The sequence below is a fragment of the Saccharothrix hoggarensis genome (assembly GCF_042678885.1).
Classification (GTDB): domain Bacteria; phylum Actinomycetota; class Actinomycetes; order Mycobacteriales; family Pseudonocardiaceae; genus Actinosynnema; species Actinosynnema hoggarensis.
Genome location: NZ_JBHTLK010000100.1, coordinates 1 through 23,870 on the forward strand (window position 1 = coordinate 1; position 23,870 = coordinate 23,870).

Here is a 23,870-nt window from a genome sequence, read left to right on the forward strand (position 1 = left end):
GCGGCGGCGCGCACGGCGTCCAGCGCCGCGGACGGCGGGTCGTGGCGGAAGCCGGCTCGCGCCGGGAGGAACACGGTGTCGGCGCGTTCCAGCGCGTCCAGCCCCCACGGCGTGCGGAACGCGAGGCCGCCCGCCTCGGCGTCGACCGGGTCGGCGGCTGCGCCGAGCGTGCAGACCCGCACCTCGTACCGCTGGTCGCCCGCCACGGCGAGCGCCGTGCCGAAGACCAGGCACGGGATCGTCAGCTCGAACCCCAGGACACCGTCGAGCGCCAGCACCGCGACCACGGACATGGCGAGATCTTAGCGGTGATGGGCGTTCTGGACACTGGTTCGGCGTGCGGCCGCCGGAGACGATCACCGGGTTCCACCCGACGACCGCCCGACCCGCTGGAGGGGCCCATGTCCACGCCACACGAGGAGTTCGACCTGCCCGGGACGGACCTCGCCCGCGCCGCCTACCGGCTGGCGGAGGAGTCCGAGGAGGCGTACCTGTTCAACCACAGCGTGCGGACCTACCTCTTCGCCCGCGGCATCGGCCACGACCAGGGCCTCCGGCCCGACGAGGACTACGACGACGAGCTGCTGTTCCTGGGCTGCGTCCTGCACGACCTCGGGCTGACCGAGGACGGCGAGGGCGGCCAGCGGTTCGAGGTGGCCGGCGCCGACGCCGCCGCCCGGTTCCTGCGCGGCCACGGCGTGGCGGAGGACCGCGTCGAGGTCGTCTGGGACGCGATCGCGCTGCACACCAGCCCCGGCATCGCGGGCCGCAAGCGACCGGAGATCGCGCTGGTGCACCTGGGTTCCGGGGCCGACGTCCTCGGGCTCTCCGTCGACCGCCTGCCCGCTTCGCTGGTGCACGCGGCGCGGCGCCGGCTGCCCCGGCTCGACCTCACCGAGGCGATCACCGCCGCCATCGTGGAGGACGCGAAGGCGGACCCGCGCAAGGCCCCGCCGCTGACGTTCCCGTCCCTGCTCGTCGCCGAGTACGCGCCCGAGCACGCCGGGCCGACGTGGCGGCAGCTCACCGCGACGCCGGACCCCGTGGGCTGACCCCTGGACTACCCTCGGGGTGGTCGGGAGGTGAGGCGCGTGACGGAGGAAGAGCTGGTCGTCGAGTTCGCGCTGGCCCGCCTCGACAACCCGGCCCTCGACCTGGAAGAGGTCGCCGCGCTCGTCGTCCGGAGGCTCGGCGAGGACCGCATGCTGGAGTTCGCCTCCCGCAACCTCGCCACGCGCGGAGAGCTGCGGGGCGCGGTGTTCCCGTCCGCCGTCGAACACGTGCTGCGGGTCGTCCTGACCCTGCGCGACCCACTCGACTAGGTCGCCGTCGGCGCGGTCAGTCGTCGTGGGCGCTCAGCAGGGGCCCGAGGCGGGCGAGGCGTTCGGCCAGGCGGCCGAGGTCGACGGCGGGCTTCTGCAACTCCTCGTCCACGACCTGGCGGACGAGCCCCACCAGGTACTCGATGTTCACCTCGTGGCGGGTGGTGAGGGGGTCGGGGCCGAGGTGCCGCAGCGCGAAGTCGGTCAGGCGACGCCGGGCGCGCAGCACCGCCCCGCGCAGGTCCGGGTCGGCGGTCGTCCCCCAGTCGCACCAGTACAGCCGGGCCTGGTCCGGGTGGTCGGCCAGCCAGGCGACGACCGAGGCGACCACGGCGGCGAAGCGCTCTTCGCACCCGCCGCGACCGTGGCCGGCCCGGTCGAAGCGGCGGTGGAGGTCGTCCACCGCCCGGATGAACACCGCGACCGCGTCGTCGCGCACCACTTCCCGCATTCGGCACACACCAGGTAGAAGGTCCACTAGCATCAGGCGGTCCAGCCTGAGCCGATCACGACCAGTCAACGAGGAACGTGGGCAGCAAGTCACGGAAACCGCACCAGCTACCGCCCGGAAGGCACGGCCTCAGCAGCGACTTCGTGGCGGGCAACCAGCGCGACCGCATCCTGGCGGCGCTGGCGGGCGCGGTGAGTGAGCACGGCTACGCCAACACCTCGGTCGACTCGATCATCAAGCTCGCGGGCGTCTCGCGCCGCACGTTCTACGAGCACCACTCCAGCAAGGAAGACGCGTTCCTGGCCGCGTTCGACAGCGCCGTCGGGCGCATCACCGCCGCCGTGGTCCGCGCCTACAGCGGGCACGACGACTTCGTTGAGGCGACGCGCGCCGCGCTGGAGGTCTGCCTGCGGGTGCTGGCCGAGGACCCCGCCGTCACGCGCATGGTGATCGTCGAGGTGCTGTCCGCCGGGCCGGAGGCGCTGCAACGGCGCCGCGAGGTGCTCAGCGCGTTGACCGACCGGATCGTCCACGCGTCCCAGGGGCTCCCGGAGACACCGATCGGGCCGCAGCTGACCGCCGAGACGATCGTCGGCGCGGTGCTCCAGGTGATCTACAACCGGGTGTCGCGCGGCGAGGCGGACCGCCTGCCCGACCTGCTGCCGGACCTGCTCTACAACGTGCTCGTGCCGTTCCTGGGGCACCAGCGGGCCGCCGACGAACGGGCGAAGTCGCTCCCGAAGTCCGTTTCCTAGCCATTGGCGGAAACCCGCCTACTCCGTGCGACCACTCGCTTCGCGCGGCCACCGGTTCGGCCCAACCGGTTGACCGAACGGCCCCGTCGACGAATGATTCCGCCATGCCCTCGGTAATCATCCCCGACTTTCCTTGACAATTTAGAAACACGACTGTTTCTATATGAGCCCCTGCACCCCTACGGGGATGAGGAAAGGAGATGTTCGTGAAGAGGATTGCCACCATCGGGCTGACCGGTCTTTCCCTGCTCGCCTCGTTCACCCTGATCGCACCGACGGCGGGAGCCGCCGGCACGACGATCCGGAGCGATTCCGCGACGGGCGCGGCCTACTCGGGCAACATCAAGGGAACCCTGATCTCGTCCACCGTGCGGTTCGCCAGTTCCGCGGGCAACGCCACGTGCAACCGCTCCACCATGACGGGGTCGGTGAGGTCGGACGGCACCGCCGCGAGCCTCTCCGCCGCCTCCTTCAGCGACTCCAGCGCGACCAACGGGTCGTGCCCCAACGACCAGGGCGGCCGGACCACCATCACGCCGGCCACCCTGCCGTGGAGCGGCGGCAACGTCACCTACGCGCCGCAGGCGGGCGGCCGTGACGGCACCATCACGCTGAACAACGTCTCGGCGAAGGTGGACTCCTCCAACTGGATGGGCATCCGGATCACCTGCTACTTCGTCGGCGCGGGCGCGAACAACAGCGTCACGGGCAGCGTCTACAACAAGGACAACGCCAACCGCCCGGTCACGTCGGTCGCGGACGCGCAGGCGTCGCTGTCCGGCGCGAGCCTGCGGCTGACCAGCGGCAGCTCGACGTGCCCGAGCACCGCCACGCTCACCGGCGCCTACAAGCTGCTGGGCGAGAAGCAGGCCGGGTCGGGCGCCTTCGACCAGACCCTCCACATCACCTCCTGAGCGACGGGAGCGGCCGGCGGTCGTCCTCCGGGACGGCCGTCCGCCGCGCGTCCACGTCACTGGTAGCTGCGCAGCACCGTCCTCATCAGGATCAGCGTGCCGAGCGCGATCGAGCCGCCCACCCCGCCGACCACCCACGCCCGGAAGCTGCCGGGCACCAGCACCAGCACTCCCCCGAGCGCCGCCAGCACCAGGAACAGGACGAACCCGAGGCTCAGCAGGAGCCGGTTCGCCCGCCTGGTGCGCTCGTCGCTCGCCAGCACGTAGTGCACGAGGTGCACCAGGGCGGTGTTGTTGGTGCGCCGCATGGGCGTCAGCTTGCCCATGTTGACGACGATGTCCCGCTCGTCGTCCACGCGCGCCGGCGGCGGTTCGGCCGGTGGTTCCAGCGCCGCGACCCGCGCCTCCCCGGTCGGGTCCCCGGCCTTCGACCGGCTCGGCGCGGACGGGCCGGCGGCGGACTGGCGCTGCTTCAGCTCGCGCAGGCGGTCCATGACGATGTCCGTGTGCATCGGCGAGAGGTTGCACGCCCGGAGGAAGGCGACGACCTGGTCCGGCTTGTTCGGCAACGCCGTGCGCTTGGCGTCGACCAGGGCGTACGCCTGGCTGCGCGGGATGCCCGCCTTGACCGCGATCTGGCCGCAGCTGAACCCCGCCTCCCGGCGGATGCGGTTGAGCATCGAGCGGAACTCCGTCGAGGACTCGGCCCGGAGCAGGGACCGCTGCACGGTCAGGTACTTCCCCGTGGCCACTACCGCCGCCCCACCGGCTCACTCACGCTCACCGCGCTCGTGGGGTCCAGCGGCGCGGAGGCCGGCGCGCCGCCGAGCGCGACCAGCAGCGCGGCGACGCGGCGGGCGCACCTCGGCGCGGACAGCGCCACGGTGAACAGCCCGAGCGCGGCGGCGGAGGTGGCGACGGCGGCGGGCACCGAGTAGTGCTCGTAGCGGGTCAGGTACCAGGCGGCGGCGAACGCCAGGCCGAGCACCGGGACGTCGGCCCAGGCGAACCGGCCGCCCGGTTGGTTGCGATCGCGGGGGTGCACGCGAAGCCCTTCTGTGGAGACCACTCGGTGTTCCCGCGAATGCGCGGGAACACGGCGGTTTTCTTTCGGTAGCGGTTGAGCTCTCGGCCTGCGGATGCCACTCGGACGGCTGGAGACCGCCGGATCGTGGACATCCAATCGGGTGACAAGCCGGATTTGACCACAACGCGCGAGTGGTGACCAGAGGCGAGATCACGATGCGTGTCCATCCGGACAGCGCGTGTCCACGCGAACGAAAGCCCCGGACGACAACGCGCCGTCCGGGGCTCGACGTTGGTGGCGGAACCCGTCTCCAGCGGGAACCGCCGAAACCCCGCGCTCAACCGCTACCGGCAGAAGGGCCAGGGTGCGCCGGCCGACGTGAATCGGCCCCGCACCGAGTCATCATAGGATCAACGCATGTGACCCGGACCACACATAGATGGTGAGCCGGAAAAGCGCCTCTGAACTGGGTCATTCCATTCGGTAGAGCGTCAAGAGACGTCTATGGACACCGGGCTGAACGGGAGTGGACAGGATCTCTCCGCCGACCCGCCGCGACTCCGGCCGAACGGCCGTGCCGCCCGCCTCCGCGTCAGACGCTGCGCAGCACCGAGACGACCGTGCCGAGCACCACGGCCCGGTCGCCGTCGATCACGTCGTAGGCCGGGTTGCGGGGTTCGAGGTACACGTGGCCGTTGCGGCGGCGGTACACCTTGACGGTGGCCTCGCCGTCGATCATCGCGGCGACGATCTGGCCGGAGTGCGCCTCGGGCTGCTGCCGCACCACGACGATGTCGCCGTCGCAGATCGCGGCGTCCACCATCGAGTCGCCGCGCACGCGCAGGCCGAACACGGTGCCGCGCCCGGTGAGCCCGCGGGGCAGCGTGAGCACGTCGTCCACGTGCTCGTCGGCCGCGATGGGGCTGCCCGCGGCGATGTGGCCGACCACCGGGACGGACACCGAGTCGTCGCCGGACCCGTGCGCCGACGGCTCCCGGAGGAACAGGCGCACGTCGATCGGCCGCGACATCGAGCCGCCGCGCCGCAGGAAACCCTTCTCCTCCAGGCTCGCCAGGTGCTTCGACACCGACGACGAGGAGCGCAGGCCGACCGCGTCGCCGATCTCGCGCGTGCTCGGCGAGTACCCGTGCCTCATCACCCAGTCGCGGATCGCGGCGAGGATGCGCTGCTGCCGCGGCGGCAGCGCCGAGGTGTCCAGGTGCTCGAACGCGTCAAGATCGTCGTAGGCGGTCATCCGCGGAATGATAGGGCCGGTGACCGGACCGGTCGCGCCCGGTGACCGCCGGACCCGCCGCGCGGCGGCCGTCACCACGACTCGTCGGGGATCGCGCGGGCCAGCCGGTCCAGCTCCTGGTCGTCCAGCGGTCTCAGGTGGGACAGGGCGTTGCGGGCGTCGCGCAGGCAGAACAGGAGGTCGCGGTCCGCCTGCGGCAGCCGGATGCGTGACGTCGACACCGCCCACGCCATCACGCCCAGCTCCAACGTCGCGCGCCCGGGCCGCTCGGACCCGGCCGGGCCGCCGCGGGCGTCCCGGCCCATCTCGGCCAGCACGGCGGAACTCGCCCTGGCGCGGACCTTCTCCTCCAGCCTGGCCCGCCACCCGTCGACGAGCGGCATCAGCGCCCGGTTCTGCCCGCGCCACACCAGGTTGTCGAGGTCGACGGCCGTGCCGATCACCCCGCGCACGGCCGGGCTGATCCGCAGCTGCCCGTCCCAGACGTCGGCGAACCCGGCGTTCCACGCGGGCCGCAGTTCCTCGCCGGGCCGCTCACCGCTCCCGCGCGATCGTCGGAGGGCGCGGGGCACGAGGTCTTCCTCCTCGTGCGTGAACGCGGTGATCTGCTCGCGCAACGTCGCCATGCGGCCGTCCCACGACGACGCCAGCCCCTCCGCGAGCAGCAGGTCCGGGCCAGCCACCTCCACGACCACCTCGGCGGCCACGAGCTCCCGCACGTCGACCCGCGTCACGGTGCCCCGGCGGGCGTTGCGGGGTCGGGCGGCGGTGGTGACGACCGCCGTGTCGAGCCGGCCGCACACGCTCCACCACCAGTGCACCCTGGTGGTGACCGGGTCGACCTGGTCGAGCAGCCGGACGGGCAGGCCGCCGAGCGTGGCCGCGACGAGCACCCTGGTCCGCTCCTCCGGCGGCACGCCGTGCGCCTTCGCGTGCGCGGTCACCCTGGTGAGCACCGACGCGACGTCGTCGGGGTCGTTCTCGTCCCACGCCCGCACGACGACCACCTTCCGCCGCAGCCAGTCCGACGACGCCAGCACGGCCAGCGGGTCCTCACCGTCGGCGGGCACGGCGTCGGACACCATCAGCAGGCGTTCGGCCACCGTCGACGTGCTCTCCAGCGTCGGCACGTCGACGGTGTGGAACGACTCGTCCCAGTCGAACACGCCCAGCCCGCCCCTCGCCCACGACGGCAGCGAGTCGTCCGCCGGGGCCGAAGGCCGGGCGCTCCCCCGCTGCCCGCTGGTCCGCCGCACCTCCGGCTGGGGCACGCGGACGGTCTCGACGTGCGAGCCGACCAGCTCGACCAGGTCGTCGGCCGCGCCGCGGTCCACCAGGTCGTCGGGGAACAGCCAGACGCAGCTCAACCCGGCGTTCAGGTCCTCCGCCAACGCCTCCACGTGCCCGCGCGGACCGGGCAGCGACCCCAGCTCCCAGCGACCGCTCTTCACGACTGCCCGCGGACCGTGGTGATGCAGCGGTGCACGACCCGGTCCAGCATGACCCCGTCCGGGCTCTCGTCCAGCACGCCCAGGTTCACCAGCTCGTCCAGCAGGTCGATGGCGCCCGGCAGGTCGAGTTCGAGGATCGCGGCCACGTCGACGGTGTCGATCGGCTCGCCGGGGTCGACGTAGTCCACCCACGGCCCGATCTTGCCCACCAACGCCTGGCCGACGCCCGCCTGGGCCAGGAACCTCCGCGCCCACGCCAGGTCCTTCGACCACTGCACGACCCGGTCCAGCGCCTGCGCCTGGGTGGCGCCGCGCATGACCACCATGCCGATGACGTCCTCCACCAGCTCCGTCCACCCGCCGGTCGCCTCGATCAGCCGCACGCGCGAGTGCAGCACGTCGAACGGGCACTCCGGCCAGCTGCGCAGGCTGCTCGCCGTCCACCGGGCCGGGCGGACCAGCTCGGCGCCCTTCTCCGGACCCAGCTCGCGCACGACGTCCCGCGCGACGGCGGGCTGGATCAGCAGGACCGAGGCCAGCCGGTCCTTGGTCAGCCGGTCCCGCATCTGGACGATCTCGGGCACCGTCCGCTCGCGCAGGTCCGCCACCATCACCGTGGGCCGCTTGCGCCGCGCGGCCGCCGTGACCGCCTTCGCGATGTCCCCCACCGACGTGTGCACCTCGACCCGGCTGCCGCGCATCTCCGCGTAGTCCTTCACCGCGTCCGGCACGCGGTCCACGCCGAGCGCGTCGGTGCCCGTGACGACCGAGACCGCGCCGTCCGCGGTGAGGTCGTACAGCTGGCCGTCGGTGAGCGGGCTGCGCCGCTGCACGCCCTGCACGTTGACCAGGAGCCGGCGCGCGTCGCGCGGGTTGTACTCGTAGGGCAGGTCGAAGTCCGTCTCCCGGAGCTCCAGCTCCAGGCTCGCCTTGGTGCCCAGCATGTTGACGACGTTCGGGCTGCGCACGGCGTACCGGCTCTGCCCGGACAGCCGGATGAGCAGGCCCAGGCCCACCATCTCGTCCAGGTAGATGCTGACGCCCGACGCGGTCAGGTCCTCGAACCCGGCGGGCCAGTGCTTGCGCGCCTCCTGGAGCAGCTGCTCGGGGCCGTAGTCGGTGCTGAACATGTCCTTCAGGCTCAGCAGCGCGATCACCAGCGTGAGCACGCGGTACCGGTCCTCGAGGTTGATCGTGATCCGCAGGCGCTCGGCGATGCGGGCCCGGACGCGGTCGCTGCCCGCCACCGCTTCGACGTCGCTCTCCCGGATCGGCACCGGCAACGTCTGGTGGTGCGACACGCGGTTGTGCAGCGTCCGCACCAGCTCCTCGCAGAAGATCTGGATGAGGCTGGCCTGGTAGTTGGTCGCGGACAGCAGCCGCCACACCAGCTCGGGCCGCTCGAAGCGGTAGCCGAGGGCCGCCAGCGGCGCCACGACGAGCCGCCGCGCGTCGACCTGGTCCAGCGGGCCGACCAGGATGTCCGGCCCGCCGTGCACCAGCGGCACGTTGGACAGGTGCCCGAAGCGCTGCACCTGGTGCAGACCGGCGAACACGACCTTGAACCGCCGGTCCGTCGACTCCATCAGCTCCTTGAGCCGCAACACGTTCGGGAAGTGCGCGACACCGCCCGCCGTGGGCGTGCCGCGCGAGTCCGCGGTGAGGAACGCGTCGGCCTCGTCGGCGAGCAGCAGCAGCCGGCGGCCGGTGTGCTGGTCGAGCCACGTCCGCACCTGGTTCACGACGACGTCGGGCGGCGCGTCCTGGGAGACCCGGTCGGACAGCACGCCCGACTTCTTCAGCTCCAGCACCAGTTCCCGCCAGATGCGGCTCGCCGGCTCGGCCTCGCCGATGCCCCGGCCCTTCAGGTCGAGGTAGACCGCGAACCGGTACTCGCCGTCGTTGAACGTGGCCTCGACGCGGCGCAGCAGCGCCGACTTGCCGAGCTGCCGGCCGCCGTAGATGAACAGCCCGCCGTTCGGGTCGATCACCTCGGCCATCTCGCGGACCCGGCCGACGAACACCTCCGGCGGCACCAGGCCCGCGACGAACGGCGTGTACGGGTTCAACGCGGTCCACGGCAGGGTGATGCGCTGGGTGGCGCGCCACGAGCCAGGCGCGTTCGCCGCCACCCAGCCGATCACCGCGGGGTCGATGACGAGCGCCTGCACGGGGCTGCGCGTCGCCTCCGCGGCCAGCTGGCGACGTGCCGGCAGGTCCATGGTGTGCAGGTACAGCACGACGTTCGCGCGCCCGGCGTCCTCGGTGCCGAGCACGTCGAGCACGGACCGGCGGCCCCGGTGCTCCTCGACGACGACCGTCACGGTGTAGTTGCTCGCGGCCGACCCGAGGGTCGAGATGTACGAGCCGTCCGACGGCGTGCCCTGCACCCGGAACTTGCGGAAACCCCGCCGTGCGCCCCGGTTGATCTCCTGGGGCCGGTTCGCGGCCTGCAGGCCGAGCGTGCGCAGGATGTCGCGGACGGCGTTCGCCCACCGGTCGCCGCCCAGGCCGTCGTGGTTGCGCAGCGAGTCCCACGCCTGCACGCCGGTGTTGGCGAGGGCGGTGAGGGTCGCGCCGTTCGCCGCCAGCTCGGCCCAGCCGAGCGCGCTGTCCCGCATGGCGTCGTTGCCCTGGGCGACCGTCTCGGCGAAGCTGCGGACGTCCTCGGCGGCCTCCTTCGCGTGCTCGGGCAGCGGTTTGCCGGCGCGGATGAACGCGATGAACTCGGCGGCGGTCACCGTGTCGCCGTCGTCCAGCAGCGCGACGATCCGGTCGTGGTCGGCGGCCGGGACGCTCAACGTCTCGATCTCCGTGCGGAGGTCGGCGACCCGCGAGCGGTGCTTGGCCTCCAGCTCCTTCGCCAGCTCCGCCAGCTTCGCCGACGCCTCGTCGAACGCGCCGTCGTCCACGGCGGTCAGGGCTTCCAGCCGGCCGGCCACCGCCGTCTCGTCCTCGGGGTCGAGGAGGTTCTGGGTGCGGATGCGCGCGAACAGGTCGCGGGCCTGGTTGAGGGCGGACCGGTGGAGCTTCGTCCACGAGCGCGTGGCGTCCTCCACGACCTGGCGCAGCGGGCCCACCGGCTGGTCGACGTCCCAGAAGCCGTCCGCCGCGAGTTCGACCACCCGCCGGGCCCGGCGCAGGTCGCCGCGTTCGCAGTAGACGGCCACGGCCCGTTCCAGGTCGGGCGTGCGGGTAAGCCCGGCCAGCACCACCGACGTCCGCAGGTCCTCGGGGTTGGGGCGGCCGTCGGCGTCGCGGGGCAGGTCCGGCAGGACCAGCAGGACGTCCGGGCTCGGCTCGGCCAGGCTGAAGGACGCCTCACCCCCGCCCACGGCGGCGTACCCGGCGCGGACGGTCTCGGTGGGGCGCTGCAACCAGCGGCGGAACAGCTCCATCGCCACACCGGTCATGCCCGGCGGCGGTTCTGCCGACTCGACGTCCGCGAGCGCCTTGGCCAGCCGTGCGGCCACGGCCTGGTCCTCCGACTGGGTGACGGTCAGCCGCCGGCTCACCGCGTCGGCCTCGCGCAGGATCGTGCGCACCTCCTCGATCGCGCGGACCAGCGTGCGGAGGGCGATCGCCACGATCGGCTCACGGGCCTGCTTCGGGGTGCGCATGGCGGCGTCGGCGGACTCGATCATGGCGTCGATCGCGCCGGGCGCGTTCACCTCCGCCAGCGCGGCGGCGACGGCCTGGCTGTCACCCGTGCCGTCGGCCCACTTCGCGACGGCGTCCAAGGCGGTGGCCAGCGGCTCGCCGGTGTGCATCAGCCGTTGCAGCACGCGGGTGGCGCGCTGGTAGCTGTTCTTGCGGCGGGGCAGCTCCTCGGCCAGGTTCCGGGCACGCCGTCCCAGCTCGGTGCGCGCCTCCTGCGCGTCGTTCTCCAGCAGCGGGCCGCCCAGGCCGTCGTCCGGCCGGAAACCGCGCCGGACGGCGTCGATCGTCGTGTCGATCAGCGCCGCCCAGTGGGTCGGGAGCACCAGCTCCGGCCGCAGCTGGGTGAGCATCGGGTGCCCCCAGCCCGCGATCAGCGCGGCCCGCAGCGCGGCGGTGGTGGCGAGGGCGGCGGCGTCGGGGTCGCCGGCGAGTTCCTGCGCGTCCAGTTCGAGCCCGGCCAGGACGGCGGTGGCGTCGGCGTTGTTGTTGATCGCGTACGCGGCGGCGGCGAACCGCAGGACGGCGATGCGCTGGTTGGGCTCGCCGGACATCGCGGTCACCCAGTAGGCCTCGACCAGCCTGCCGTCGCGCGCCAGTTCGACGGCGAGCGGCGGGTTGCCCTCCTCCCAGGGGAAGCCGATGGCCAGCTCGTCACGGTCGGGCCCGGTCGTTGCGGCCGACGCGGTGGTTTCGGTCGGGGTGGTTTCGGTCGGGGTGGTGGTTTCGGTCGCCGAGGTGGTCGCGGTCGCCGAGGTGGTCGCCGTCGGCGGGGTCGAGGGGGTCGGCGTCGGCGGGGTGGGTGGCGGCGGTGTCGGGGTGTCCTCGGTGCCCTCCGGCTCGGCGTCCTGCTCCGGGGCCGCGCCCTCGGCCGGCCCGGTCTCCGGCTCGGGTGGTGCGTCCCGGTCCGCTGCGGCCTGTTCGTCCGCTCCGGCCCCATCCGGTCCGGCGTGCCGGTCTGCCGCGGGCTGCTCGTCCGGGCCGGGCTGCTCGTCCGGTCCGACCTCCGGCGGCGCGCCCGCGTCCGACGCCGAGTCGGACTCCTCGGCGGGTGACGGGTTCCGGTCGGTCTCGGTCGGTCGGCCCGCTGCGGTCGCGTCCTCGGGTTCCGCCGCACGTGCCGCGGGGGCGGGATCGTCGGTGGTCGCTGCCTTTCCTGTAGTCGCCGGCTTTTCGGGCAAGCCGAGTTCCGCCAACGACGCGTCGGCGGCGGCCGCCAGGCGTTCGGCGATCTCGTCCCGCACGGCCTGCGCCGCGCTCCGCACCGACTCGCGGGCGCTGTCGGGCACGGTCTCCGCGAGGGCTTCCAGCTCGACCAGCTGTTGCCGCAACCGCGCGACGTGCGCGGCGTTGGCCTGCTGCTCCGCGGCACGCCGGGCGGCCTCCTCCTTCTGCCGCAGCACCTCGGCGCGGAAGGTGACCAGGTCCGCGTCGACGTGGCCGAAGTCGGCGTACTCCTGGCCGGTCAACCCGGTGAGGGAGTCGAGGAACGCTCGACGCTCCTCGCGGTACTCGGCGAGCCGGTCGGCGACGTCGGCCGGTTCGCCACCGCGCTCGACGTCGTCGGCCGCGCCGCGGAGCAACGCGGCCACACCGGCGGCACGGTCACGCACCGTGGCGAGGTCCGTCTCGAACCGGTCGACCTGGGCCACCACCGCGTCGAACGCGTCTTGGTGGTCCCCGGCCTCCGGCATGGCGGACGGGTCGGCCTCCAACGGCTGCCGGAGGTGGTCGAAGGCCTCGATGAACGCCGTGACGGGCGACCGCCCCGCCGCCTGCACCGCCACTTCGAGGTCGGCGCGGTGCTCCGTCGCCAGGTCCGTCGCCGGCACGTCCTCCTGCAACAGCCCGAACAGCACCAACCGGCCCAGCGGGTTGCCGAGCGCGACGAGCATCCGCCGCAGCTCGTCCAGGTCGGGGCTGTGCACGGTCCTCGGCTCGAACCCGCAGTGCGCGGTCAGCACCCTGGTGGCGATCGACAACCCGCCGAGCGCCAGCCGCGACAGCTGGTGCGACGGCATCTTGGCCGCCTGGGCCCGCGCGGCACGCAGTTCGCGCCGGACGGGCGGCCTGGCGTCCTTGCTGGGCGGCGGCATCTGCGCGGCGTGGCGGAGCGGGTCGCACACCGTCAGCAGGACGCTGAAGTCCGGGTCGTTGAGCGACATCAGCCACTTGCGCAGCTCGGCGGGAACGTCGGCGGTCACGGAGCGAAGTCTTACCCCATCGCCTGGCACCCACGAAGGAGTGAAGCGTGTCCCTACCGGGCGGTGATCGAATTTCCCACTCGAACGGCCTAGCCCCGATCAGTCGATGTGCGCATTATTGCGGCGGTGTCGCGCGGCCCGGACACGCGGTGTCAGAACAGGGGCGTGAAGACGCACTCGAACCCGGCCTTCAGGCCCGGGCGGTGGGTCGCGGCCATCCAGTACTCGCCGGGCCGCACGATGCCGCCCATGTACGAGTTGAGGTCGGAACCCGAGTTCGCGTAGCCGACGCTGGTGGTGGGCGGGCTCTCCGGTCCCACCAGCAGCCGCACCCGCGCCGTCCGGCCGCCGACGAAGTACGTGCCCGACGACGAGTCGGACGTCGCCGTCCTGACGACCCTGATGCCGTGACGTCCCGCGCGGCGGCGGTGGCGGTCGCCGCCCGTCAGCCGCCGCGGGGTGGCGCCCGGTCGGCGAGCGGCGGGCGTTGGAACAGCGTGTAGAGGTAGACGAGGGCCGGGACGATCACCAGCGCCCCGAGGCCCAGCGCGAACAGCAGGGCCACGAGGGTGGGCCGGCCGCGCGCAGCCTCCTCGACGGTCAGGCCGGGCAGCAGGACGTACGGGTACTGCGCGACCGCCCAGCCGACCAGGATCGTCACGACCGCCGAGGCGGACGCGACGCGTGCCAGGGCGTACCGGCGGGTCAGCAGCAACGCGATCGCGGCCAGCCCGGCGACGACCGACAGCACGACCACCGGCAGCCCGCGCCCGGTGAGGCCCGCGTAGAGCAGGGGCGCGTCGGCCCGCAGCACGGCGATGCCCGCCAGGCCCACCGCGCCCGTCACCGCCGCCGTGACGAACGCGCGCAGGCGGAACGCCTCGGCCAGGTCGGTCTCCCCCTCGCGCCGGGCGTCGGCGCACAGGAACACGGCCGCCAGGTAGGCGCAGACGAGCACGGCGAGCGTCCCGCCGAGCAGCGACGTCGGGTTGACCCAGCTCGTCACGACGTCGCCGGCCGCGATGCCCGGCGGCACCCGCCCGGACGCCACCCCGCCGACCACCGCGCCGAAGAAGAACGGCGTGAACAGCGACGACAGCGCGAACGCCGCACCGAAGAACCGGCGCATCCCCACCGTGCTGACGCTCTTGCGGTACGCGAACGCGGCGCCCCGGGCGATCATCCCGAACGCGGCCAGCGTGAGCGGTATGTAGAGCGTGGTGACGGCGGCGGCGAACGCGCCGGAGAACCCGGTCCACAGCACCACCAGCACGAAGATCAGCCAGACGTGGTTGGCCTCCCACACCGGGCCGATCGAGCGTTCGATCAACGCCCTGGTGCGCAGGCCGCGCCGGGTGCCTCCGGCCAGCAGGTCCCACACACCGCCGCCGAAGTCCGCGCCGCCGAACAGCGCGTAGGCGAGCAGCCCCGCGAACGCCGCGCCGAGCACCACCTCCGCCAGCGTCACGACGGCTCCCCTCGACGCGATTCCCCTGGCGATGACTGCTCCGGGGGCGGCTGGCGTTCGGGCGACTGGTGCTCGGGCGGCTCGAGTCCGGGCGACTCGTGCTCGGGCAGGTGGAGTCCGGGCGACTCGTGCTCGGGCGACTGGCGGTGGGGCGACTGCTCCTGCGGCGCGAGGGTGTCGTGGCCGCGGGCCAGGCGGCGGAGCACGACCGCGGTGAACACCGTCAGCACCGAGTACACCGCGACGACGGCGACGAGCCCGTACCCGAGGCCCGGCGCGGGGCTCACCGCGTCGGCCGTGCGCAGCACCCCGTACACGATCCACGGCTGCCGGCCGACCTCGGTGGTGATCCACCCGGCTTCCATCGCCACGACGGCCGCCAGGCCGGACACCGCCACGGCACGCGGGAACCACGCCGTCACGGGCAGCCGCCGACGCCGCCACCACACGAACCCGAACCACCCGGCGAGCAGCAGCAACCCCGTGCCGAGACCGACCATCGCGTTGTACGCCAGGTGCACGACGTTGACCGGCGGTCGTTCGTCGACCGGCACCTCCTCCAGCCCCGGCACCACCCCGTGCGGGTCGTGGTGGATGAGCAGCGACAAGGCGTACGGGACCTCCAGCGCGTAGTGCAGCCGGTCGTCGCGGTAGATCCCGCCCAGCGACAGCCCCGCGCCCGCCGTGGTCTCGTACTGGGCCTCCATCGCGGCCAGCTTGGCGGGCTGGTTGTCGGCGACCGCGTTGGCGATCCAGTCGCCGACGCCGATCTGCACGGGCGTGATCACCGCCGCCACCGTCAGCGGGATGAGCAGCCCCAACCGGTGGTAGCGGTCACGGCGGCCGCGCAGCATGCCCACCGCGTACACCGAGGCGACGAGGAACCCCGTCACCATGAACGCCGCCAACCACATGTGCACGAACTGCGGCCACGTGGACGGGCCGAACATCGCCGCCACCGGCCGCGCGTCGACGACCTCGCCGTTCGCGTCGAGCCGGAACCCGGTCGGGTTGTTCATCCACGCGTTGGCGGAGACGACGAAGAACGCCCCGGCGATGCCCGCGAGGATCATGGGCGCCGCGCTGAGCATGTGCGCCCGCGGCGACAACCGGCTCCACCCGAACAGGTACACGCCGACGAAGATCGCCTCCACGAAGAACGCGAAGCCCTCCAGCACGAACGGGAAGCCGAACACCTCGCCGAAGCGGTCCATCAGGCCCGGCCACAGGATGCCCATCTCGAACGACAGCAGCGTGCCCGACACGGCCCCCGCGGCGAACAGCACGCCCATCGCCTTGGCCCACGTGTGCGCGAGCTCGGTGAGCACCGGGTCGTCCCGGCGGTGCCCGCGCCACTCGGTAAACACGACGATCGCCGGGAACGCGATGCCGAAGCACGCGAACACGATGTGCCAGCCCAGGGACAGCGCCATCTGCGTCCGTGCCGCCAGCAGGTTGTCCGCCGCGCCCGAGGCCACGAGCTCCAGTGCGGTCACCCGACCTCCTCGCCGTCGCCCGGGCAGTCGCCACCCACCGGGCGGCCCGGTCCGTCGGACGCCCCGGTCCGCGGGCCGCCCGGTCCACCCCACCACGCCGGCACGCCGGCCGCCCCGCGAGCGCCACCCGAACGGACGACGCTCACGCCACGCCGGCGACGTGCCGGTACAGCCCCAGGTAGGCGTCGGCCATGACGGCCGGCCGGAACCGCCGCACCGCCTCGCGCACGCACTCGGCCGGGTCGATCCCCTTGCTGCCGGTGAGCTGGCGGGCGAGGTCGGCCTCGTCGTCCGGCTCGGCCAGCAGCCCCGTGCGGCCGTGGTCGACCAGCTCGGGCAGGCAGCCGCGGCGGAAGCCGACCACCGCGCAGACCAGCGCGAGCGCTTCGGTGACGGCGGTGCCGCCCGGTTCCTCCCACGTGATGGGGAACAGGGCGGCCGCGGCGGTGGCCAGGAGGTGTTCGCGCTCGCCGCCGCGCACCGTGCCGACCCACCGCACCCGCGTGCCGTCGACGTGCGGCGCGATCTCCTCGTGCCAGTAGCGGACGTCGGGGTTGGCGAGCGCCCCGGGGTCGGCGGCGACGGCGCGGTCGAGGTCGTCGCGGCGGTGGAACGGGCCGACCGGCCCGGCGAGGACCAGCGGCCACCCGACCTCGCGGGCCACCCGCACGGCGACGTGCTGGCCCTTGCAGCGGGTGACCCTGCCGAGCACGACGACGTGCTCCTCCTTCGGCGGCAGCGGGCGGGTGTCGGCGTCGTCGGCGAGCGGCGTGGCCAGGTGCACGTGCCCGAGGCTGTGCCGGAGCAGCGACGGCGGCGCGTCGCGCAGCTGGTTGGCGGAGACGCCGTTGACGAAGAGCCGGGGCCCGGCGTCCACGGCGGCGTAGAAGCGGCGGTGCTTGGCCAGGTCCCAGTGCAGGGTGTGCAACGTCGGCACGCGGGCCGCGGCGAGCGTGCCGAGGCCGGTCACCTCGACGTGGTCGTGGACGAGGTCGATGTCGTCGCGCGACCGCAGCTCGGCGAGCACGCGGTGCAGGTGCGCGGGCGCGATGCCGGACACCCGGTTGTAGGGCGCGAGCAGGTGCTCGAACTGGCCCTCGGGGAACAACGACACCCGCTCGTCCACGGGGAGCGTGCTGACTCTCGCGGACGGGGTGCGCGGTCGACGGGTGGCGGTGACCGGCGGCGGCGTGGTCGGGCTGCTCACGGCGCTGTTCGCCCGGCGCCACGGCGCGGCGGAGGTCGTGGTGGTCGACCCGACGCCGCGACGGCGTGCCGCGGCGACCGCGCTGGGCCTCACGGCCGCCGACCCGGAGGCGGGCGACCTCGCCGTGGAGCTGAAGACGCGCTGGCGGCACGGACCGGGCGACCGGGGCGCGGACGTCGTCTTCCAGTGCCGGGGCCGGTCGTCGGACCTCGCCCTCGCGCTGCGCCTGCTGCGGCCCCGGGGCACCGTCGTCGACCTGGCGTTCTACCCGGACGGCGCGCGGGACGTGCGGCTGGGCGAGGAGTTCCACCACAACGGCCTGACCGTGCGGTGCGCGCAGATCGGCCGGGTGCCGCGCGGCACGGCCCACGCGTGGGACCGCGAACGGCTGTCCGCCGAGACCGTCGACCTCCTCCGCGCCGAGCACGACGCCGTCACCCGGCACCTCATCACGACGTGCGTGCCGTTCGAGGACCCGCCCGCCTTGCTCGCGGACCTCGCCGCACGCCGGACCCACGTGCTCCAGGCCGTCTTCACGTTCTGACGCGACGGTCCGCCGGCCGCGTCCCGGAACCCGCCGACCGGCGCGGACGAGGACGCGGGGCCGCCCCCTCCAGGGCGACCCCGCGTCCGTCGGTCGTCAGCGGAACAGGCGCAGCGGCACGGCCGCGGCCATCGCCGCCATTCCCGCGTCGTTCGGGTGGAGGTGGTCGCCGCTGTCGTAGGCCGGCAGCAGGCGGTCGGGCTGGTTCGGGTCGCGGACGGCGCGATCGAAGTCGATCACGCCGTCGTACTCCCCGCCGGTGCGGATCCAGTGGTTGACCGCTTGGCGCGCGGCCTCGTTCTCCGGGCTGTAGAAGCCGAACGTGTCGCCGCGGAACGGCGTGATGGTGCCGCCGTGGATGCGCAGACCCCGGACGTGGGCACGGGCGATGAGCTGCCGGTGCGCGCCGATGATGTCCTCGGCGGTCACCTTCTCCGACAGCGGCGCGCTCGTGCCGGGGTGGCCGAGGTCGTTCACGCCGAGCAGCACGACGACGTGGCCGACGCCCGGCTGGGCGAGGACGTCCCGGTCGAAGCGGCGCAGCGCCGCCTGCCCGAAGTACGCCGCGTACGCCTCGGCCTGGTGGCCCGCGGGCGGGTTGGGGTCGTGCAGCAGGCGGTTGCCGCTGATGCCCGCGTTGACCACGCCCAAGTGCCGCAGGCGCCGGTCGTCCTGGAAGCGGCGGGCGAGGACGTCGGGCCAGCGCCGGTTCGCGCCGCGCGTCGTCTCCGCGCCGTCGGTGATCGAGTCGCCGAACGCCACCACGGTCGACCCGCGCTCGCCCGTGACGCTGACCCCGGTGAGGAAGTGCCACTTGCCGAGCACGGCGGTCGGCGTGATCTCGGCCCGCCCGGTGACGTTGCCCGCCGCGAGGTAGCCGTCCTGGTAGGGGAAGGCGTGCACGGTGTTCCCGGGCGTGCGGTGCGGCAGGTGGATGCTGACCACGAGGTCGGAGTCGGCCGCCACGGGCAGCGCGACCGGGTCGCTGAGCAGCGGCGCGCCGGGCGGCACGGTGGCGGACGCGCGCCCGCCGAACGTGAGCCGCCGGTCGCTGCCCGGGTCGATCGCCGAGCCCGTGCCCGCCCGCCGCGCCACGCGGGCCTCCCCCACGACCAACGGCTGCGTGCCGAACTCGTTGGAGAGGCGCACGCGGACCGTGCTGCCGCCGACGCTCAGGTGCACGACCTGGCGCAACGTCTGGTCCTCGAACGCCGTGGTGTCCGACGGGGGCACGGTGGTGGGCGACGTCGCCCACGCGCCGACCCACGTCGCCTTCGGTGACGCGGACGCCGCCGTCGGCAGCAGGAGCAGCAGGGCGGCCAGTGCCGCCGTCGCGGAACGCTTCACCGCGGTCACCTCAGCCGCGCGCGGGGCGGTCGAAGCGCCAGCCGTCGGCTCGCAGCTCGGGGATCAGCCGCTCGACGGCGTCCACGGTCTGGCCGCGGTCGTTCGGGCCGTCGTGCATCAGGACCACGGCTCCCTCGGTCAGGCCTTCCTTGACCCGCCGCACCAGCTCGTCCGTGCCCGGCGGCTCCCAGTCGCCGATGACGAGCTTCCAGCCGAGCGACGTCATGCCGAGCTTCGCGGCGACCCGCGGCGACTGGCCCCAGCTGCCGTAGGGCGCGCGGAAGTAGCGGATCGGCACGCCCGGCGCGGCGCGGTGGATGGCCGCGCTGGTCTGCCGCAGGTCGGCCTCGATCCGCTCCGGCGTCCAGTCACCCATGTTGTCGTGGTGCATGCTGTGGTTGCACAGGGAGTGGCCGCCGGCCACGATGTCGCGCACCAGCTCGGGGTGGGCCTCGACGAAGTCGCCCCACAGGCAGAACACCGCCTTGACGTGGTGCCGGCGCAGCACGTCGAGCAGGCGCGGGGTGTCGGCCGGGTTCGGGCCGTCGTCGAACGTGAACGCCACCGTGCGCCCGCCGTGCTTGGTGGAGTCGACGATCACCGGTTCGGCGGCGCCGGCCGGCGCGGCCGACAGGCCGAGCACCAGGCCGGTGGTCAGGAGCACCGTTCTCCACCTCATTGTGAAACCCCTTCCGTCGGACGAGCGTTGACCACTATCAGGTCGTGATCTGCCCGCCTACCAGAGGTTTCGCGGATGTTTCGAGTCTCAACTGGCCCGCGCGCGAGACCCCGGCGCGGACGGCGTCAGAAGGTGTGGTTGACGACGAACGCCGGGTGGTCCGTGCGGTACATGGCGAATTCCTGCGTCGACACGAACGTCAGGGTGCGCGCGATGACGTGCTGCACGTCGCCGTCTCCCTTGCGGAACCAGCCCGACGGGACGCAGTTCTGCGCGTTCGTCGCGGAACCGGGGCTGTACCTGAGGTTCAGGTCGCCGACCACGACGTGCCGGGTCGTCGGCGAGCCGGTGGGGTCGTGGGCCAGGACGATGCCGGGCACCAGTTCCCGGCACTGCGCCAACGCCGTCGTGCCGGTCGTGCTCAGGTGGGTGGTGCACGCGGTGAAACCGCGCACGGCGCTCAGGGCGCAGGCCCACGCCCGGATCTCGTTGCCGCCGTCCTGCGCCGAGTAGGTGCCGTGACCGCCGGTCCGGACGCCCTCCTTGACGATGATCCCGCTGCCGTAGGCGCCGCGGCCGTCCGTGCACTGGTAGTCCGAGTTCGTGGACCTGTTGCGCACGAACGCGAACCGGTACTGGGCGGACGCGCCGACCGCGGCCGTCAGCCGGGGCAAGTCGGACAGGCACACCTCGTTCACCGAGACCACGTCCGGCAGCCGGCGCTGGATCATCGCCACGGCCTCGCCCACCGCGCGCCCGCCCTGGTAGCAGCCGGCGACGCCGCTGTTGCACAGGTTCATCTGCAACACCTTGAACGCGGTGGCGGCGGCGGCCGGCGCCGGCAGGAGGCCGCAGAGCAGGAACGCCGCCAGGACGAGGCCGGCGGAGCGGCGCGGGGAGCCCATGCCGTCCATGATCACACCCGACCGGCGGGCGCCGTACCGCCAAGCGGGCGCGCGTCGGAGCACCCAACGTGACCTGGGTTGATACCTTCCCGGCATGACGTTCACCCTGGAGCAGCTGCGCGGGTTCGTGGCCGTCGCCGAGGAGCTGCACTTCAGCCGTGCCGCCGCCCGGCTGGCGATGACCCAGCCGCCGCTGAGCAGGCAGATCCAGAAGCTCGAACGGGCCGTGGACGCGCAACTGCTGATCCGGGACAACCGCCGGGTGACGCTCACGGCGGCGGGCGAGGTGTTCCTGGTCGAGGCGCGCCGGCTGCTGTCGCTCGCGGAGACCGCGCCCGAGCTGGCCCGGCGCGTGTCGTCCGGGTCGAGCGGCGTGGTGCGGGTCGGGTTCACCGCGGCGGCCACCTACGGCATCCTCGGCCGCGTGCTGGACGAGCTGGCCGACCAGCTGCCGGACGTGGACCTCGAGCTGGCCGAGATGGTGACCCGCGAGCAGGTCGCCGCGCTGGTGAACGAGGAGGTCGACCTCGGCCTCGGCCGCCCGCCGGTGGACGACGCCACGTTCGGCTCACGCCTGCTGCACCGGGAGGGGCTGCTCGTCGCCGCGCCCGCCGGCCACCCCCTGCTGGCGCTGGACCGGGCCGCGACGGCCGCCGACGTGGTGCGCGAGCCCGTGATCGCGCACTCGCCCACCCAGGCCCGCTACTTCTACGACCTGGTCGCCGGGACGGTGCCGATCGCGCACGAGAACACCGTGCACTCGGTGAGCCAGGTGTTGACGATGGTGTGGCTGGTCGCGGCCGGGCGCGGCATCGCGTTCGTGCCGGAGTCGGCGGCACGGCTGCGCATCGAGGGCGTCGGCTTCGTCCGGCTGGAGACGGCCGTGCCGAAGCCGGTGGAGTTGCACCTGCTGTGGCTGCGGGAGTCCGCCAACCCGGCGTTGTGGCGCACGCTCGACGTGCTGGAGGCGTGCTCGCCACTGGAGTGATGCCCTCCGGGTATTGAGCAATGCGAAACAACTCTTGGACAGGCATCACCCCTGGTTCCTACGGTGGCACCGTGACGACGCACCCCGACGCCCTGGCCGACCGACTCGCCTCCGGGCTGCTGTCGTTCCCGGTCACCCACTTCGACGCCGACCTGCGCTTCGACGAGGCCCGCTACCGGGAGCACCTGGACTGGCAGGCGGGCTTCGACGTGGCCGGCCTGTTCGCCGCCGGCGGGACGGGCGAGGGCTTCTCGCTGAGCCCGGAGGAGATCGACCGGGTGGTCCGCGTCGCCGTGGACGAGGTGGGCGGACGGGTCCCGGTCATCGCGCCGGCCACCGGCGCGACCGTCGTCTCCGCGGCGCAGGCGCGGGCCGCCGAGGACGCCGGGGCGTCGGGCGTGCTGCTGTTCCCGCCGTACCTGACGGAGGCGAGCCAGCGCGGCCTGGTCGAGCACATCACCGCGGTGTGCCGGGCCACCGAGCTGGGCGTGATCGTCTACAGCCGCGCCAACGCCGTGCTCACCGACGCGACCGTCGCCGAGGTCGCCGACCGCAACCCCAACCTGATCGGGCTGAAGGACGGCGTCGGCGACATCGAGCAGCTGACCCGCACGTACGCCAGGGTCGGCGACCGGCTGGTCTACATCGGCGGCCTGCCCACCGCGGAGACGTTCGCGCTGCCGCTGCTCCAGCTCGGCGTGACCACGTACTCCTCGGCGCTGTTCAACTTCCTGCCCGAGTTCGCGCTGCGGTTCTACGCCGCCGTGCGCGCCCAGGACCGGCCCGCCGTCTACGGGATGCTGTCCGACTTCGTCCTGCCCTACCTCGACCTCCGCGACCGCGCCCGCGGCTACGCGGTGTCGATCGTCAAGGCGGGGCTGACCACCGTCGGCCGGGACGGCGGCCGGGTGCGCCCGCCGCTGACCGACCTGACCGAGGACGAGCTGGCCGACCTGGCCACCCTGGTCCGCAAGGTCGCCTGAGCCCACCCCGAGGAGCACCATGTCCGCAGGCCCGTCCCCAGTCGACCGGATCAGCTCGGTGACGGTGTCGTCGGTGACGCTGCCGCTGCCGGCCGGCATCAGCGACGCCAAGGTGTTCACCGGCCGGCAGCGGCCGATGACCGAGGTCGCGATGCTGTTCGCCGAGGTCCGCACCGAGGCGGGGCTGGAGGGCCTCGGGTTCGGCTACTCCAAGCGGGCCGGCGGCCCGGCGCAGTTCGCGCACGCCCGCGAGGTCGCGCCGGACCTGATCGGCGAGGACCCCAACGACATCGGCCGGCTCTGGACCAAGCTCGTCTGGGCGGGCGCCTCCGTCGGCCGCAGCGGCGCGGCGACCCAGGCGCTGGCCGCGTTCGACATCGCCCTGTGGGACCTCAAGGCCAAGCGCGCGAACCTCCCGCTCGCCAAGCTCCTCGGCGCTCATCGCGACTCCGTCCGCTGCTACAACACCTCCGGCGGGTTCCTGCACGAGTCCGTCGACCGGATCAAGGACAACGCCACCCGCACCCTCGACTCCGGCGTCGGCGGCATCAAGATCAAGGTGGGCCTCCCGGACCACGCCGAGGACCTGCGCCGGGTCGCCGCCGTGCGCGAGCACCTGGGCGACGGCGTGCCGCTGATGGTCGACGCCAACCAGCAGTGGGACCGCCCCACCGCCAGGCGGATGGGACGTGCGCTGGACGAGTTCGACCTGGTCTGGATCGAGGAACCGCTCGACGCCTACGACGCCGAGGGCCACGCCGAGCTGAGCCGCGCGCTGACGACCGCGGTGGCGTCGGGCGAGATGCTGACCAGCGTCGCGGAGCACTACGAGCTGATCCGCCACCACGCCGTCGACGTCCTGCAGCCCGACGCGCCCCGCGTCGGCGGCATCACCCAGTTCCTCAAGCTGGCCGCCCTCGCCGACCACCACCACCTCCAGCTCGCGCCGCACTTCGCCATGGAGGTCCACGTGCACCTGGCCGCGGCCTACCCCCGCGAACCGTGGGTCGAGCACTTCGACTGGCTCCACCCGCTGTTCCCCGAGCGGCTGGAGATCCGGGACGGCCGCATGCGCCTCTCCGACCGCCCCGGTCTCGGCATCACCCTCAGCGACCAGGCTCGCGCCTGGACCACCGACACCGCGACCACCACCGGGTGACCCCGCCGTTCATCGGGACTCGGTGAGGATCTCGTCGATGCGGCGGGCGGCGGCGGCC

The 23,870-nt window shown here is 73.4% G+C and carries 21 protein-coding genes and 1 pseudogene; 8 read left to right on the plus strand and 14 right to left on the minus strand.

Annotation, left to right across the window (positions count from 1 at the left end):
- Window positions 1-293 (minus strand): annotated as a pseudogene (locus ACFQ3T_RS19365) (AraC family transcriptional regulator); the annotation flags it as partial.
- A 108-nt stretch (window positions 294-401) separates the two neighbouring features.
- Between ACFQ3T_RS19365 and ACFQ3T_RS19370 the strand changes: the two are divergent.
- Together ACFQ3T_RS19370 and ACFQ3T_RS19375 are read left to right on the plus strand one after the other, a co-directional pair.
- The gene (locus tag ACFQ3T_RS19370) at window positions 402-1,052 is read left to right on the plus strand and encodes an HD domain-containing protein (RefSeq protein ID WP_380724706.1); all 651 of its coding nucleotides are present in this window, start codon (window positions 402-404) and stop codon (window positions 1,050-1,052) included.
- Between the two features lie 39 nt (window positions 1,053-1,091).
- On the plus strand, window positions 1,092-1,322 hold the full coding sequence (locus ACFQ3T_RS19375; RefSeq protein WP_380724707.1) for a hypothetical protein: 231 nt from the start codon (window positions 1,092-1,094) through the stop codon (window positions 1,320-1,322).
- A gap of 16 nt (window positions 1,323-1,338) precedes the next feature.
- On the opposite strand, the gene ACFQ3T_RS19380 is transcribed toward ACFQ3T_RS19375, so the two are convergent.
- Window positions 1,339-1,773 carry a hypothetical protein gene (locus ACFQ3T_RS19380; RefSeq protein WP_380724708.1) on the minus strand — a complete coding sequence of 145 codons (435 nt, stop codon included), beginning with the start codon at window positions 1,771-1,773 and terminating at the stop codon, window positions 1,339-1,341.
- Window positions 1,774-1,916: 143 nt separating this feature from the next.
- Between ACFQ3T_RS19380 and ACFQ3T_RS19385 the strand changes: the two genes are divergently transcribed.
- Both ACFQ3T_RS19385 and ACFQ3T_RS19390 read left to right on the plus strand, forming a co-directional pair.
- Window positions 1,917-2,528, plus strand: coding sequence for a TetR/AcrR family transcriptional regulator (locus tag ACFQ3T_RS19385; RefSeq protein ID WP_380724709.1), 612 nt, complete (start codon window positions 1,917-1,919; stop codon window positions 2,526-2,528).
- 206 nt (window positions 2,529-2,734) lie between these two features.
- Window positions 2,735-3,442 (plus strand): hypothetical protein, encoded by a 708-nt coding sequence (locus ACFQ3T_RS19390; RefSeq protein WP_380724710.1) that lies wholly within the window; start codon window positions 2,735-2,737, stop codon window positions 3,440-3,442.
- A 56-nt stretch (window positions 3,443-3,498) separates the two neighbouring features.
- On the opposite strand, the gene ACFQ3T_RS19395 is transcribed toward ACFQ3T_RS19390, so the two are convergent.
- From ACFQ3T_RS19395 to ACFQ3T_RS19435, 9 genes are all read right to left on the minus strand, one after another.
- Complete coding sequence (locus ACFQ3T_RS19395) at window positions 3,499-4,194, minus strand: hypothetical protein (RefSeq protein WP_380724711.1); 696 nt, start codon at window positions 4,192-4,194, stop codon at window positions 3,499-3,501.
- Window positions 4,194-4,487: a hypothetical protein gene (locus ACFQ3T_RS19400; protein ID WP_380724712.1), complete on the minus strand. Its 294-nt coding sequence runs from the start codon at window positions 4,485-4,487 to the stop codon at window positions 4,194-4,196. Before ACFQ3T_RS19400 ends, ACFQ3T_RS19395 begins: the two co-directional genes overlap by 1 nt.
- A 574-nt stretch (window positions 4,488-5,061) precedes the next feature.
- Window positions 5,062-5,724, minus strand: coding sequence for a transcriptional repressor LexA (gene lexA / locus ACFQ3T_RS19405; protein WP_380724713.1), 663 nt, complete (start codon window positions 5,722-5,724; stop codon window positions 5,062-5,064).
- 71 nt (window positions 5,725-5,795) lie between these two features.
- Entirely contained in the window at window positions 5,796-7,175 is a 1,380-nt protein-coding gene (locus ACFQ3T_RS19410) for a hypothetical protein (protein ID WP_380724714.1), read from the minus strand.
- A complete protein-coding gene (locus ACFQ3T_RS19415; protein ID WP_380724715.1) occupies window positions 7,172-13,036 on the minus strand; it encodes a hypothetical protein in 5,865 nt (1,954 codons plus the stop codon). The genes ACFQ3T_RS19410 and ACFQ3T_RS19415 overlap by 4 nt, the downstream gene beginning before the upstream one ends.
- A 152-nt stretch (window positions 13,037-13,188) precedes the next feature.
- A complete protein-coding gene (locus ACFQ3T_RS19420; RefSeq protein ID WP_380724716.1) occupies window positions 13,189-13,368 on the minus strand; it encodes a hypothetical protein in 180 nt (59 codons plus the stop codon).
- A gap of 113 nt (window positions 13,369-13,481) precedes the next feature.
- Window positions 13,482-14,504, minus strand: coding sequence for a cytochrome d ubiquinol oxidase subunit II (locus ACFQ3T_RS19425; protein ID WP_380724717.1), 1,023 nt, complete (start codon window positions 14,502-14,504; stop codon window positions 13,482-13,484).
- Window positions 14,501-16,000 (minus strand): cytochrome ubiquinol oxidase subunit I, encoded by a 1,500-nt coding sequence (locus tag ACFQ3T_RS19430; RefSeq protein WP_380724718.1) that lies wholly within the window; start codon window positions 15,998-16,000, stop codon window positions 14,501-14,503. The genes ACFQ3T_RS19425 and ACFQ3T_RS19430 overlap by 4 nt, the downstream gene beginning before the upstream one ends.
- Window positions 16,001-16,142: 142 nt before the next feature.
- Complete coding sequence (locus tag ACFQ3T_RS19435; protein ID WP_380724719.1) at window positions 16,143-17,126, minus strand: glycosyltransferase; 984 nt, start codon at window positions 17,124-17,126, stop codon at window positions 16,143-16,145.
- Window positions 17,127-17,133: 7 nt separating this feature from the next.
- On the opposite strand from ACFQ3T_RS19435, the gene ACFQ3T_RS19440 reads away from it, so the two are divergent.
- Window positions 17,134-17,751 (plus strand): zinc-binding dehydrogenase, encoded by a 618-nt coding sequence (locus ACFQ3T_RS19440; protein WP_380724720.1) that lies wholly within the window; start codon window positions 17,134-17,136, stop codon window positions 17,749-17,751.
- Window positions 17,752-17,847: 96 nt separating this feature from the next.
- On the opposite strand, the gene ACFQ3T_RS19445 is transcribed toward ACFQ3T_RS19440, so the two are convergent.
- The 3 genes from ACFQ3T_RS19445 to ACFQ3T_RS19455 all read right to left on the minus strand — a co-directional run bounded on the left by ACFQ3T_RS19445 (window position 17,848) and on the right by ACFQ3T_RS19455 (window position 20,745).
- Window positions 17,848-19,098, minus strand: coding sequence for an SGNH/GDSL hydrolase family protein (locus ACFQ3T_RS19445; protein ID WP_380724721.1), 1,251 nt, complete (start codon window positions 19,096-19,098; stop codon window positions 17,848-17,850).
- 10 nt (window positions 19,099-19,108) lie between these two features.
- A complete protein-coding gene (locus ACFQ3T_RS19450; protein ID WP_380724723.1) occupies window positions 19,109-19,762 on the minus strand; it encodes a polysaccharide deacetylase family protein in 654 nt (217 codons plus the stop codon).
- Between the two features lie 140 nt (window positions 19,763-19,902).
- Complete coding sequence (locus ACFQ3T_RS19455) at window positions 19,903-20,745, minus strand: endonuclease/exonuclease/phosphatase family protein (protein WP_380724724.1); 843 nt, start codon at window positions 20,743-20,745, stop codon at window positions 19,903-19,905.
- A 31-nt stretch (window positions 20,746-20,776) separates the two neighbouring features.
- Here ACFQ3T_RS19455 and ACFQ3T_RS19460 point away from each other — a divergent pair, with 31 nt between their 5' ends.
- The 3 genes from ACFQ3T_RS19460 to ACFQ3T_RS19470 all read left to right on the plus strand — a co-directional run bounded on the left by ACFQ3T_RS19460 (window position 20,777) and on the right by ACFQ3T_RS19470 (window position 23,812).
- Complete coding sequence (locus ACFQ3T_RS19460) at window positions 20,777-21,670, plus strand: LysR substrate-binding domain-containing protein (protein WP_380724725.1); 894 nt, start codon at window positions 20,777-20,779, stop codon at window positions 21,668-21,670.
- Between the two features lie 71 nt (window positions 21,671-21,741).
- Window positions 21,742-22,653 (plus strand): 5-dehydro-4-deoxyglucarate dehydratase, encoded by a 912-nt coding sequence (gene kdgD / locus ACFQ3T_RS19465; RefSeq protein ID WP_380724726.1) that lies wholly within the window; start codon window positions 21,742-21,744, stop codon window positions 22,651-22,653.
- A gap of 19 nt (window positions 22,654-22,672) precedes the next feature.
- On the plus strand, window positions 22,673-23,812 hold the full coding sequence (locus ACFQ3T_RS19470; RefSeq protein ID WP_380724727.1) for an L-talarate/galactarate dehydratase: 1,140 nt from the start codon (window positions 22,673-22,675) through the stop codon (window positions 23,810-23,812).
- Window positions 23,813-23,870: the final 58 nt, after the last annotated feature.

Bases quoted from the DNA above. Each gene is read 5' to 3' on its own strand.
- ACFQ3T_RS19370 (WP_380724706.1), top strand. From the start codon at position 402: ATGTCCACGCCACACGAGGAGTTCGACCTGCCCGGGACGGACCTCGCC.
- ACFQ3T_RS19380 (WP_380724708.1), bottom strand. From the start codon at position 1,773: ATGCGGGAAGTGGTGCGCGACGACGCGGTCGCGGTGTTCATCCGGGCG.
- lexA (WP_380724713.1), bottom strand. From the start codon at position 5,724: ATGACCGCCTACGACGATCTTGACGCGTTCGAGCACCTGGACACCTCG.
- ACFQ3T_RS19460 (WP_380724725.1), top strand. From the start codon at position 20,777: ATGACGTTCACCCTGGAGCAGCTGCGCGGGTTCGTGGCCGTCGCCGAG.
- ACFQ3T_RS19470 (WP_380724727.1), top strand. From the start codon at position 22,673: ATGTCCGCAGGCCCGTCCCCAGTCGACCGGATCAGCTCGGTGACGGTG.